The organism is Streptomyces sp. SCA2-17 (assembly GCF_044336695.1).
Genome location: NZ_CP117521.1, coordinates 3,855,382 through 3,867,487, shown reverse-complemented (window position 1 = coordinate 3,867,487; position 12,106 = coordinate 3,855,382). Strand labels below are relative to the sequence as shown.

General features: G+C 72.3%; 14 protein-coding genes. 7 read left to right on the top strand and 7 right to left on the bottom strand.

Annotated elements, in window-relative coordinates; genetic code table 11:
• Entirely contained in the window at positions 1-414 is a 414-nt protein-coding gene (locus tag PS271_RS17475; RefSeq protein WP_398382789.1) for a hypothetical protein, read from the top strand.
• A 4-nt stretch (positions 415-418) separates the two neighbouring features.
• Entirely contained in the window at positions 419-1,606 is a 1,188-nt protein-coding gene (locus PS271_RS17470) for a glutathionylspermidine synthase family protein (protein ID WP_398382787.1), read from the top strand.
• 19 nt (positions 1,607-1,625) lie between these two features.
• Here PS271_RS17470 and PS271_RS17465 read toward each other — a convergent pair whose 3' ends face one another.
• The 4 genes from PS271_RS17465 to rocD all read right to left on the bottom strand — a co-directional run bounded on the left by PS271_RS17465 (position 1,626) and on the right by rocD (position 4,535).
• Complete coding sequence (locus tag PS271_RS17465; RefSeq protein ID WP_398382785.1) at positions 1,626-2,198, bottom strand: DUF4865 family protein; 573 nt, start codon at positions 2,196-2,198, stop codon at positions 1,626-1,628.
• A 59-nt stretch (positions 2,199-2,257) separates the two neighbouring features.
• Positions 2,258-2,638 (bottom strand): cupin domain-containing protein, encoded by a 381-nt coding sequence (locus PS271_RS17460; RefSeq protein WP_398382783.1) that lies wholly within the window; start codon positions 2,636-2,638, stop codon positions 2,258-2,260.
• A 25-nt stretch (positions 2,639-2,663) separates the two neighbouring features.
• The gene (locus PS271_RS17455; protein WP_398382781.1) at positions 2,664-3,227 is read right to left on the bottom strand and encodes a TetR/AcrR family transcriptional regulator; all 564 of its coding nucleotides are present in this window, start codon (positions 3,225-3,227) and stop codon (positions 2,664-2,666) included.
• A gap of 102 nt (positions 3,228-3,329) precedes the next feature.
• A complete protein-coding gene (gene rocD, locus PS271_RS17450; protein ID WP_398382779.1) occupies positions 3,330-4,535 on the bottom strand; it encodes an ornithine--oxo-acid transaminase in 1,206 nt (401 codons plus the stop codon).
• A gap of 124 nt (positions 4,536-4,659) precedes the next feature.
• On the opposite strand from rocD, the gene trpS reads away from it, so the two are divergent.
• From trpS to PS271_RS17435, 3 genes are all read left to right on the top strand, one after another.
• A complete protein-coding gene (gene trpS / locus PS271_RS17445; protein ID WP_398382777.1) occupies positions 4,660-5,673 on the top strand; it encodes a tryptophan--tRNA ligase in 1,014 nt (337 codons plus the stop codon).
• A gap of 103 nt (positions 5,674-5,776) precedes the next feature.
• Positions 5,777-6,364, top strand: coding sequence for a 2'-5' RNA ligase family protein (locus tag PS271_RS17440; RefSeq protein ID WP_398382775.1), 588 nt, complete (start codon positions 5,777-5,779; stop codon positions 6,362-6,364).
• 50 nt (positions 6,365-6,414) lie between these two features.
• A complete protein-coding gene (locus PS271_RS17435) occupies positions 6,415-7,284 on the top strand; it encodes a YihY/virulence factor BrkB family protein (RefSeq protein ID WP_398382774.1) in 870 nt (289 codons plus the stop codon).
• A gap of 94 nt (positions 7,285-7,378) precedes the next feature.
• On the opposite strand, the gene PS271_RS17430 is transcribed toward PS271_RS17435, so the two are convergent.
• Positions 7,379-8,833, bottom strand: coding sequence for a D-alanyl-D-alanine carboxypeptidase family protein (locus PS271_RS17430; RefSeq protein WP_495656756.1), 1,455 nt, complete (start codon positions 8,831-8,833; stop codon positions 7,379-7,381).
• A gap of 10 nt (positions 8,834-8,843) precedes the next feature.
• On the opposite strand from PS271_RS17430, the gene PS271_RS17425 reads away from it, so the two are divergent.
• A complete protein-coding gene (locus PS271_RS17425) occupies positions 8,844-9,149 on the top strand; it encodes an SCO4848 family membrane protein (RefSeq protein WP_495656755.1) in 306 nt (101 codons plus the stop codon).
• 28 nt (positions 9,150-9,177) lie between these two features.
• Here the strand turns inward: PS271_RS17425 and PS271_RS17420 are convergent, their stop codons facing one another.
• Positions 9,178-10,731 (bottom strand): ABC transporter substrate-binding protein, encoded by a 1,554-nt coding sequence (locus tag PS271_RS17420; RefSeq protein WP_398382771.1) that lies wholly within the window; start codon positions 10,729-10,731, stop codon positions 9,178-9,180.
• Positions 10,732-10,812: 81 nt separating this feature from the next.
• The gene (locus tag PS271_RS17415; RefSeq protein ID WP_398382770.1) at positions 10,813-11,595 is read right to left on the bottom strand and encodes an alpha/beta fold hydrolase; all 783 of its coding nucleotides are present in this window, start codon (positions 11,593-11,595) and stop codon (positions 10,813-10,815) included.
• 87 nt (positions 11,596-11,682) lie between these two features.
• Here PS271_RS17415 and PS271_RS17410 point away from each other — a divergent pair, with 87 nt between their 5' ends.
• On the top strand, positions 11,683-12,099 hold the full coding sequence (locus tag PS271_RS17410) for a MerR family transcriptional regulator (RefSeq protein ID WP_398382768.1): 417 nt from the start codon (positions 11,683-11,685) through the stop codon (positions 12,097-12,099).
• Positions 12,100-12,106 lie beyond the last annotated feature (7 nt).

Genomic DNA, 12,106 nt, shown 5'->3' with positions numbered 1-12,106 from the left:
ATGGCAGAAACAACGACAGAAGCAACGGCAGAAAAAGAAGACATACCGGGAATACCCGGGAAGGCCCGGAAGACGCGGCGCCGACTGCGCTCCTCCACGGTCGTCCTCGGCAGCATGGGCGCGCTCGCCGCCGCCCTCACCTCCTGCGGGTCCGAGCCGGACAAGCGCTGCGTCGACCCGTACAGCTACGACGCGGGCCGTGGCGGCTACCGCCTCCTCGACCCCAAGGCCTGCTCGAACAAGAGCGGCAGCGGCTCTTCCAGCGGCGGCTCGTCCACCAGCGCCTCCTCCGGCCGCTGGTACTACGGCTCCAACCGCTCCGACGGCTTCGCCAAGAGCGGCACGTTCAGCAAGAGCCAGGCCGTCGACCGCGGCGGCTTCGGCTGCTCGAACTCCGGCTCCGGCGGCGGCTGACCGCATGCGCCGCCACCGCACCGAGCCCCGCCCCGGCTGGCAGGCCACCGTCGAGGAGCAGGGGGTGATCTACCCCCTGACCCGCCTCCCCGACGGCTCCCTGCGCCCGTACTGGGACGAGAGCGCGTACTACTCCTTCACGCTCCCCGAGGTCGAGGCCCTGGAGGAGACCGTCGCCGAGCTGCACGAGATGTGCCTGGAGGCCGCCGCGCACATCGTGGCGCGCGACCGCTTCGCCGAGCTCGGCCTCACCGACCCGCGGCTGACCGCCCTGATCGCCGAGTCCTGGCACCGCCGCGGCGAACTGCCCTCCCTCTACGGCCGCTTCGACCTGTGCTACGACGGCGGCGGCCCGGCCAAGCTGCTGGAGTACAACGCCGACACGCCGACCTCCCTGGTGGAGGCGGCGAGCGCCCAGTGGTTCTGGATGGAGGACCGCTTCCCCGGCCTCGACCAGTGGAACTCGCTCCACGAGCGCCTCGTCGACGCCTGGCGGCGCCAGGCCCCGCTGCTGCCGCCCGGCGCGCCGCTGCACTTCGCGCACTCCTCCGCCGACGAGCTCGGCGAGGACCTGATGACGGTCGCCTACCTGCGCGAGACCGCCGAGCAGGCCGGCCTCGCGACCCGCGCCATCTCCATGGAGAACATCGGCTGGGACGCCCTCTCGGGCCGCTTCGTCGACGAGCGGTACGCGTTCATCCGCGCCTGCTTCAAGCTCTACCCGTGGGAGTGGCTGACGGACGACCGCTTCGGCCCGCACGCGCTGGACACGCTCGACAACGGCGGCGGTACGGGGTCCACGCTGTGGATCGAGCCGGCGTGGAAGATGCTGCTGTCCAACAAGGCGCTCCTGGCAATCCTGTGGGAGCTCCACCCCGGCCACCCCAACCTGCTCCCCGCCCACACCGGCGGCCCCCGCGAGCTGGCGCGCACCGGCGGCTACGCGGCGAAGCCGCTGCTGGGCCGCGAGGGCGCGGGCATCACCCTGCACGAGCCGGGAGCGGCCCCCGTCCTGCGCGACGAGCCGTGCTGCTACCAGCAGTTGTGCCCCCTCCCGGACTTCGACGGCAACCGCACGGTCCTCGGCGCGTGGGTGGTCGACGGGGAGCCGGCGGGGCTGGGCATCCGGGAGTCGTCGGGCCTGATCACGGACGAGTACGCGCGCTTCGTCCCGCACGTGATCAACGGCTGAGCCGCCGGCGGCCGAGCCGTCAGCGCAGCCCGGGCGCGGAGAGGTGCAGCACCTCGTACCGCTCGGTGACGTCCTCACCGGGCGGTACGGCCTCCGCCCACAGCACGAAGCGCAGCAGCTGCCAGTGGTGCGGGTCCACGGCGAGGGCGGCCGTGTGCACGCCGTCGCGCGCGGCGAGTTCGCGCAGCGCCGCGGTCTCCGCCGCGACCGCCTCGGTCAGCCCCTCGGCGGGCAGCGGCGTCAGCCGCCGGGACGCCGCGCGCGGCGCCGCGGCGGCGCCGCGGGCGGGCCCGGCCTCGCAGGCGACCCCGGCCCAGTGCCGCACGACGGGCCGCCCGAAGTCCCGGACGATCCCCTCGAACCCGCCCCCGCCGACGAGGAAGTGACTCATCGCGGCCGTGTCGTCCCACACGTAGAACGGCGCGTACTGGTTGACCGGCGACCCGCCGGTGCCCTTCTCCCGGATCACGTACGCCTTGAAGGCCAGACCGGCACGGTCGTCGAGGACGTGGCCCCGGGTGGCGACGCGCTCGCGGATGATCCCCATGTCGTAGTCGGCGGGGAGGGTGATCTCGTACTGCTTGGCGTACACGGGTCGTTGCGCCTTTCGTCGGTCGGGAAGTGTCAGTCAGAGCACATGGCTGTCAGCGGTCAGAGGACGACGGGGTCGCCGCGCTCGGCCTCGGCACCGTCCTCGGCGGCTGTCAGGACAGCCAGGTGGGTCATCGACGTGGTGGGCCCGGCGCCGTGCCAGTGCCACTCGCCGGGGGCGATGACGACCCGGTCGCCGGCCCGCACGACCTCGACCGGTCCGCCCCGGCGCTGCATCAGCCCGGTGCCTTCGGTGATGTGGAGGACCTGGCCGTGGGGGTGGCGGTGCCAGTGGGTGCGGCTGCCGGGCTCGAAGCGGACGTCGTCGATGCGCAGCCGCGAGGTGTCCCCCGCGGCGGCGATCGGCGTGACGTGGACGGTCCCGGTGACCCACTCGGGAGCGGCGGTGCAGGCAGCGGGCGGGTCGCGGTGGATCAGCATGGGTGCGCTCCAGGAGAGTGACGGATCAGGCGGACTGTGCGGCGAGGAGTCCGAGCACCCCGTCGACGGCCTGCTCGAACGGTGCCGTCGAGCTGGCCGCGCGGGCCAGGACGTAGCCGCCCTGGAGGACGGCGACGACGGTCGCGGCCGTGGCCGCCGGGTCGAGGCCCGCCGTGAGCTCGCCGCGCGCGACTCCCTCCGCCAGCACGTCGCCGAGCCGCCCCCTCAGCCACCCGAACGTCTCGTCCACGGGCGCCCGCAGCACCGGATCGGCCATGACGTCGGGGTCCTGGGTCAGCCGCCCGACGGGGCACCCCTTGAGCACGTCCCGCTCGCGCCGCAGGTAGGCCGTGATCCGCTCCACGGCCGTGCCCGGCCCGCCGAACTGCTCCTCCGCCTTGGCCCGCATCTCCTCGGCGGTCCGCCGGATGGCCGTCAGCGCGAGCTCCGGCTTCCCGCTGAAGTGGTGGTACATGCTGCCCTGGCCGGCCCCGGCCCGTTGCTGGATGGCCTTGGGGCTGGTGCCGACGTAGCCGCGCTCCCACAGCAGTTCGCGGGTGCTCTCGATGAGGCGTTCCGAGGTGGTCATGGCCGGAGTGTACATACCAGTAGGTACAGAAGATCAAATTTGCTAAGCAGGGAGGGGCCGGCGTCACGCCGGCCCCTCCCTTTTCCCTCCCGGACCACTCCGTCAGGAGCCGAGCACCGCCCGCAGCTGGTCCAGCCCCCAGTCCAGGTCCTCCTTGCTGATCACCAGCGGCGGGGCGATGCGGATCGTCGAGCCGTGGGTGTCCTTGACCAGGACGCGGCGCTCCATCAGGCGCTCCGAGATCTGCCGGCCCGTGCCGTGGGACGGGGTGATGTCGACGCCCGCCCACAGGCCGCGGCCGCGTACCGCCTCGACCGCGCCGGTGCCCACCAGCAGGTTCAGCTCCTGGTGGAGGTGCTCGCCCAGCTCCGTGGCGCGCTGCTGGAACTCGCCGGACTTCAGCATCGCCACGACCTCCAGCGCCACCGCGCAGGCCAGCGGGTTCCCGCCGAACGTCGAGCCGTGCTCGCCCGGCCGGTACACGCCGAGGACGTCGCGGTCCGCGACCACGGCCGACACCGGCACCACGCCGCCGCCCAGGGCCTTGCCCAGGACGTACACGTCGGGGACGACGTCCTCGTGGTCGCACGCGAACGTTCTGCCCGTGCGGCCGAGCCCGGACTGGATCTCGTCCGCGATGAAGAGGATCCCGCGCTCGGCGGTCAGCCGCCGCACGCCCGGCAGGTAGCCGGCCGGCGGCACGAGCACCCCCGCCTCGCCCTGGATCGGCTCCAGCAGCACGGCGACCGTGTCGTCGTCCAGGGCCGCCTCCAGCGCGGCCAGGTCGCCGTACGGGACGATCTCGAAGCCCGGCGTGTACGGCCCGAAGTCCGCGCGCGCCTCCTCGTCCGTCGAGAAGCTGACGATCGTGGTGGTGCGGCCGTGGAAGTTGCCGGCGGCCACGACGATCTTCGCCCGGCCGTCCGGCACGCCCTTCACGCGGTAGCCCCACTTGCGGGCGGTCTTCACGGCCGTCTCGACCGCCTCCGCGCCCGTGTTCATCGGCAGCACCATCTCCTTGCCGCACAGCGCGGCCAGCTCGGTGCAGAACTCCGCGAAGCGGTCGTGGTGGAAGGCGCGCGACGTCAGCGTCACCCGATCGAGCTGCGCCTTCGCGGCGTTGATCAGCCGGCGGTTGCCGTGCCCGAAGTTGAGCGCGGAGTACCCGGCGAGCATGTCGAGGTAGCGCCGCCCCTCGACGTCCGTCATCCAGGCGCCCTCCGCGTACGCCACGACGACCGGCAACGGGTGGTAGTTGTGCGCGCTGTGGGCCTCGGCGGTGGCGATGCTGCGTTCCGTGGATGTCACCGTGTGCTCCGTTCGTGTACGAGCATGCGTGTGCGGGCATTGCTGTGCCCCCTGTTCCACCTTTCTACTACTGACGGCCCCACCGTCGGACGGAGTCGGGCACGGCACCTGAGAGAATGTGCGCATGGCCCTCGATCGACCGCGCGCACTCTCCGGTATCCAGCCCACCGCAGGCTCGTTCCACCTGGGGAACTACCTCGGTGCCGTCCGCCAGTACGTGGCCCTGCAGGAGACCCACGACGCCTTCTACATGGTGGTCGACCTGCACGCGATCACCGTGCCGCAGGACCCGAAGGAGCTGCGCGCCAACACCCGCCTCGCCGCGGCCCAGCTGCTCGCCGCCGGCCTCGACCCCGAGCGCTGCACCCTCTTCGTCCAGAGCCATGTCCCCGAGCACGCCCAGCTCGGCTGGGTGATGAACTGCCTCACCGGCTTCGGCGAGGCCTCCCGGATGACGCAGTTCAAGGACAAGTCCGCCAAGCAGGGCTCCGGCGCCACCACGGTCGGCCTGTTCACGTACCCGATCCTCCAGGTCGCCGACATCCTCCTCTACCAGGCGAACGCCGTCCCGGTGGGCGAGGACCAGCGCCAGCACGTCGAGCTCACGCGCGACCTGGCCGAGCGCTTCAACGGCCGCTTCGGCGACACCTTCACCCTTCCGGCCGCGCACATCGTCCGCGAGACCGCGAAGATCTACGACCTCCAGGACCCGTCGGCGAAGATGAGCAAGTCGGCGGCGAACCCCAAGGGCCTGATCAACCTCCTCGACGAGCCCAAGGTCTCCGCCAAGAAGATCAAGAGCGCCGTCACCGACACCGACACGGTGATCCGCTTCGACCCCGCGAACAAGCCCGGCGTCAGCAATCTGCTCACCATCTACGCCACGCTCACCGGCACGGGAATGGCCGAACTGGAGCAGAAGTACGAGGGCAAGGGCTACGGTGCGCTGAAGACGGACCTCGCCGAGGTCATGGTGGAGTGGGTGACGCCGTTCCGCGCCCGCACGCAGGAGTACCTCGACGACCCGGAGACGCTGGACTCCGTCCTCGCCAAGGGCGCCGAGAAGGCCCGCGCGGTCGCGGCGGAGACGCTCGCCCAGGCGTACGACAAGGTGGGCTTCCTGCCCGCCAAGCACTGAGGGCACGGCCGGGGCACGGAGAGACCAGGAGCTCTGGCACGGGGTGCGGCACTGCCGTCACACTGGCCACGGGGACATACAGGCGCACAGGAGGGAGAACGCAATGGGGACCGTGACGCTCGGCGTGTCGATCGCGGTCCCGGAGCCGTACGGCAGCTTCCTCCAGAAGCGCCGCGAGGGCTTCGGGGACCCGCACGCGCACGGCATCCCCACGCACGTCACCCTCCTGCCGCCCACCGAGGCGGACGCGTCCTCGCTGCCCGCGATCGAGGAGCACCTCGCCCGCGTCGCCGCCGAGTGCCGCCCCTTTCCCATGCGCCTCTCCGGCACCGGCACCTTCCGGCCGCTGTCCCCCGTCGTCTACGTGAACGTGGTCGAGGGCTCCGCCTCCTGCGCCTGGCTGCAGAAGCGCATCCGCGACGAGGCCGGGCCCGTCGCCCGCGAGCTCCAGTTCCCCTACCACCCGCACGTCACCGTCGCCCACGGCATCGCCGAGGAGGCCATGGACCGGGCCTACGCCGAGCTGGCCGGGTTCGAGGCCGCCTGGACGATCGGCGCCTTCGCCCTCTACGAGCAGGGCACGGACGGCGTGTGGCGGCTGGAGCGCGAGTATCCGTTCGGGGAGGGGGAGGGGACGGCGCCGGCCGTCCCCCACCAGACGGGCGTCCGACCGCCCGCCCCTTCGCGCTAGCGCCGCCCTGACGTGGGCGTATCCCCACGTCAGGGTGGTAGACGTACGCCATGGAATGGCTGACCCGGCTGCCCGGCATCGGGCCCCTGATCTCCCGCCTGATGCGGACCCACGCATGGCGCTCGTACGAGACCCTGGACCGGGTGAAGTGGACCCGGCTCGCCGCGGCGATCACGTTCACCAGTTTCGTCGCCCTGTTCCCCCTGCTCACCGTGGGCGCCGCGGTCGGCGCGGCCGTCCTAAGCGAGGAGCGCATGCGGGAGCTGGAGCGGCGCCTGGCCGAGCAGGTCCCCGGCATCTCCGGCCAGCTCGACCTCAGCAGCCTCGTCGACAACGCGGGCACGGTCGGGGTCGTCGCCGGAGCGCTGCTCCTCTTCACCGGCATCGGCTGGATCGGCTCCCTGCGGGAGTGCCTGCGCGCGGTCTGGGAGAAGGAGGAGAACCCCGGCAACCCCGTCCTCCTGCGGCTCAAGGACGGGCTGCTGCTGCTCGGCCTCGGCGGCGTCGCCCTGCTCTCGCTGGCCTGCTCGGTCTTCGCGTCGGCGGCCGTGGACTGGGTGGTCGGCCGGGCCGGGCTGGACGGCGTCGGCGGGCTGCTGACCGCGGCCGGCTTCTGCATCGCCGTCCTCGCCGACTTCCTGCTGATGCTCTACGTCCTCTCGCGGCTGCCCGACGTGCAGCCGCCGGTGCGGCGTCTCGTCGTCGGGGCGCTGATCGGGGCGATCGGCCTGGAGGTCCTGAAGCTGCTGCTCGGCGGCTATCTGCGGGGCGTGGCGGCGAAGAGCATGTACGGCGCGTTCGGCACGCCGATCGCGCTCCTCCTGTGGATCAACTTCATGGCGAAGCTGGTGCTGTTCTGCGCGGCGTGGACAGCGACGCGATCTGCGGACGAGCCGCGGGAAGACGACCGTAAGGGTTGAGGCCGGCTCGGCACCGCCGAACGCCGCCGTCGTGGTTTCGCACCGCGGCGAGGGTCCGGCGGAATGCGGAACCGCCGGAACCCGTACGTACCGGCTAAGCCTTCGGGCGGGGCCAGCGGCGGTGGACGACGAACGCTCCCGCGCCCAGCGCCACCAGCGCGCCGCCCGCGATGCCCACCGCCGTCCACATGCCGCCGGAGTCCGAGCCGGCGACCGAGGCCTGGGCGTGGTCGCCGCCGGCCCGGCCGTCGCCCTTGGCGTTGCCGGCGGCCCCCTTCGGGGGAACCAGCATGCCGACCGGCTTGACGCGCCCGGCGGCCTCGAAGCCCCAGTCCAGCAGCCGCTCGGTCTCCTTGTAGACCTCGTGCGGCTCCTGGATGTCCGGGTTCATCACCGTCACCAGCAGCTTGCGGCCGTCGTGCTGGGCGACGCCCGTGAAGGTGTTGCCCGCGTTCGTGGTGGAGCCGTTCTTGACGCCCGCCATGCCCTTGTACGGGCCGTGCTCCATGCCCTGGCCCGTCAGCAGCCGGTTGGTGTTCACGATCGCGAAGCTCTCGCGCTTCTTGCCGGGCTCCTCCTCGCCGGGGAACTGCGCCGACACCGTCGAGCAGTACTCCCGGAAGTCCGCCTTCTGCAGGCCCGAGCGGGCGAACAGCGTCAGGTCGTACGCGCTGGAGACCTGATGGTCGGCGTCGTAGCCGTCGGGGGTGACGACGTGGGTGTCGAGCGCCTGGAGCTCCTCGGCGTGCGCCTGCATGTCCTTGACGGTCTTGGGGATGCCGCCGTTCATGGACGCCAGCACCCGCACGGCGTCGTTGCCCGAGCGCAGGAAGACGCCGAGCCACAGGTCGCGGACGCTGTACGAGGACCCTTCCTTGACACCCACGGCGCTGCTGCCCGCGCCCATGCCCTCCAGGTCGGAGGGGACGACCTTGTGGGTCTTGGTGCGGGGCAGCTTCGGCAGGACCGTGTCCGCGAAGAGCATCTTCAGCGTGGAGGCGGGCGGCAGCTCCCAGTGCGCGTTGTTCGCGGCGAGGATCTCGCCCGACTCGGCGTCCGCCACGAGCCACGAGCGGCCGCTGAGCTCGGTGGGCAGCTCCGGGGCGCCCGGGCCGCGCTGGACCTGCGGGCCGGGGCGGCCCAGCAGCTCCCCGCCCACGGTGGACATCCGGGAGGGCGGCGTCCGCGGCGCACGCCGGCCGATGCCCTTGCCGTCGTCCTCCTGGGCGGCCCCGCCGTTCGCCGAGGGGGCCGGGTTCCCCCGCGCACCGGACGGGCTCGGGCTCACGCTGGGGCGGCTCGCGCTCGGGGTCGGCGTGGGATCGGCCAGGGCGGGGGCAGCGGTCGCCAGCGGGACGAGCAGCGAGGCGGTGGCCGCGAGCGCGGCGGCCCCGCGGCGGCGGCGCGTCGCGGCGGCCCGCGTGGGGTGTGATGTCGTCGTCGGCACGTCCGTGAAACTACCCCGCCACCTGGGGGTTCCAGTCGCCGCCTCACTGGCTCGGATGACGGCCGGGGACCCGATAGGACTATTGCGCTGACCCGAACGCATACTGAAACCCATGCCGAGCACTACGCCTGACGCGCCCGCCGCGGCCGCCGCTCCCGCCGCGACGCCCGCCCCCGCCGTCCTCTCCCGTCCCGTCTCCTGGTTCCTGCTCGCCTTCGGCGTGTGGAGCTGGGTCATCTGGATCACCTTCGCGAAGAATCTGTGGAAGGACGGCAGCGGTCTCGCCTTTGACGACGCGGGTGACCCGACCGCGTACTTCTGGGTGCATCTGCTGCTCGCGGTCACCTCGTTTCTTCTGGGGACGGCTGTGGGGCTGATCGGGTTGCGCGGGGTGCGGGCGCTGCGGCGCACGTCATAGGCGGCGCCCGGCGACGGGGCGGGCCGCGTCAGATGCGGCCGAGCTCCCAGAGGCGCCACTGGCCGGTGCCGTCCGTGAGGTACTGCGTCCCGGAGACGGACGACGAGCTCAGCACGTAGTCCTTCTTCTGCCACAGGGGCACCACGGGCACGTCCCGGGCGACGATCTCCTGGATGGTCCGGAAGTCCTTCGTGACGCGGCTGCGCTGGTAGCTGCTCTGCGTGGCCTGGATGAGCTTCTCGACCCGGGGGTTGTCGTAGCCGGAGCGGAAGCTGGAGGTCCGGCCGACGAGCGGGCCGGTGAAGTTGTCCGGGTCGGGGAAGTCGGCGAGCCAGCCGACGCAGTACGCGTCGTAGGCCCCGGCGGCGTAGCCCTTCTGGAACTCCGTCCACTCCACGTACTGCGTGCGCACCTCGAACAGCCCGGTGCTCTCCAGCTGCTTCTTCAGCAGGGCCGCCTCCTCCACGGTGGCGGCGCCCTGCGAGAAGGCGATGGTGAAGCGGACCGGGGTGGAGATGCCGGCCCGGAGCAGCAGGGCGCGGGCGGCCTCGGGGTCGGGCCGGGGGTTGAGGTCGAAGAAGGCCGTGGAGTGGCCCGTGAGGCCCTGGGGGATGAGGGAGTACAGGGGCTCGACGGTGCGGCGGTGGACGTCGCGCGCGAGGGCCTCGCGGTCGATGACGGCGGCGACGGCCTGGCGGACCGGCTGCTGTTCGAACGGGGAGCCGCCGCGCAGGTTGAAGAAGAGGGAGCGGGTCTCGGAGCCGGTGCTCTCCATGAGCTTCACGCCGCTGTCCGACAGGGAGTGCCCGGCGATGTCGGCCGGCGGCATCAGGCGCCCGGCGACGTCGATGGACCGCTGCTTCCAGGCCCGGCTCATCGCCGCCGAGTCGCGGTAGTAGCGGACGGTGACGGCGCCGCCCTTGTGCTTGACGGCTCCCTCGTAGGTCTTGCTGGGCCGCAGCTCGGCGACGGCCTTCGGCCGGTAGCTCTCCAGGCGGTACGGGCCGGAGCCGTCGGCCTCGGTGCCGGAGCGGAGCCGGTCGGCGGGGTAGCGCGTGCTGTCGACGATGGCACCGGCGCCGGTGGCTATCTTGAACGGGAACGTGGCGTCGGGGACCCGTAATTGGAAAGTGACCGTCCGGTCTTCGGTGGTGACCGACTGCAGGGTGTCGAGCAACGACTCCGGTCCCTGGGGGGACTTGATCCGCCTGATGCGCTCGAAGGAGAACTGCACGTCCTGGACGGTCACGTCGCGGCCGTTGCCGAACTTCAGCCCCTCGCGGAGCTCGCACTGGAACGTCCGCAGGTCCCCGCCCTGGAAGCCGCAGCGGCTCGCCGCGTCCGGCACGGGGACCCCCGTGCCGGGGGCGAAGGTCAATAACGACTGGTAGAGGTTGCTGAACAGCGCCCAGGAGCCGGCGTCGTAGGCGCCGGCGGGGTCGAGCGTGGTGACGGTGTCCGTGGTGCCGACGCTGATCGGCCCCTGGTCGTCGTCGCCCGGGGACATCAGCTCGCACCCCGCCGTCCCACTGCCCAGCACCACGGCGGCCACCAAGGCCGCCACCGCCCGCACCCCGCGCATCCCCGTGCCCCCTCCGCCCAGTGATGCGCCACACTCAAACACAGGAACGCGCGTACGTCCGGCGATTCGGTCAAGTGATCGTCAGAGTTCCTTACGGGCGAGGAAGTCCGTGATCAGCTTCTCCCACTCGCGCGGCTTCTCGGCCATGGGGACGTGGCCGGTGTCCAGCTCGGCGTACTCCGCGCCGGGGATCTGCCGGGCCAGGAAACGGGAGTTGGCGGGCGAGACGAGGGTGTCCTGGAGGGTGGCGATCACCAGGGTGGGGACGGAGATGCCGGCGAGGTGCGGCGTGGTGTCGGCCTCCGCGACCACCGCGGCCTGCTGGGCGGCCCCGGCCGGGATGCCCGCGGCGATCATCTTCAGGAGCGCCGGCACCTCCCGCGCGGGCACGGCGTTGAAGAACTCCTCGCTGAAGCCGCTCAGCGCGACGAAGTGGGCGAACCCCTCGGTGTCGCCCGCCGCGAGCAGCCGCTGCCACATCGCCAGGGAGGACCGCGTCCGGTTGTCCGCCGCGGCCAGGCCGGCCGTGAGCACCAGGCCGCGCACCCGGTCCGGGTAGCGGGCCGCCGTGCGCACGGAGACCAGGGTGCCCAGCGAGTAGCCGAGCAGGGTGAAGGTGTCGAGGCCCGCCTCGTCGGCGGCGGCCACGATCCCGTCCACGAGGCCGTCCAGGGTCAGCGGGCCGGCGGGGAGCGGGGTCGCGCCGGAGCCGGGGTAGTCGGGGGCCACGACGGTGTGGTGCTCGGCGAGGGCCGGGATGACCGGGGCGTAGTTGCCCTGGATGCTGCCGCCCGCGCCGTGCGCGAGGAGCAGACCGGGGCCGGAGCCGTGGACGGTGCCGGCGAATGCGGGAATCTGTGTCATGAGCAGCACGTTTCCCTATGACACCAGTGTCAAGGTCAAGCTCTCGGGGCGAAACGGGTGCTCGGGGGAGAACAGATGGGGGATCAGATGGGGGCTCGCGTAGGGGATCAGGTGGAGGAACGGCTGCGGATCGGCGAGCTGTCGCGGCTCACCGGCGCCAGCCCGCGCTCGCTGCGCTACTACGAGCAGCAGGGCCTGCTGCACGCCGAGCGCGACGCCAACGACTACCGCAGCTACCCGCCCGGCGCCGCCGCGACCGTCACCCGGATCCGCGAGATGCTCGCCACCGGGCTGAGCACCGAGGCGATCCGCGACCTGCTGCCGTGCGCGCAGGGCGGCCCGGCGCTGATGCCCTGCGCGCTCTCCTGGGACAGGATCGAGGACCGGATGCACCGTCTGGACGAGGAGATCGCCGAACTCACCCGCCGCCGCGCCGCCCTGGCCCGCTACGCCGACGTGATGCGGCAGCGGGAGGCGGAAGCTCATGAGGCGAAGGCCCCTTAGGCGGAGA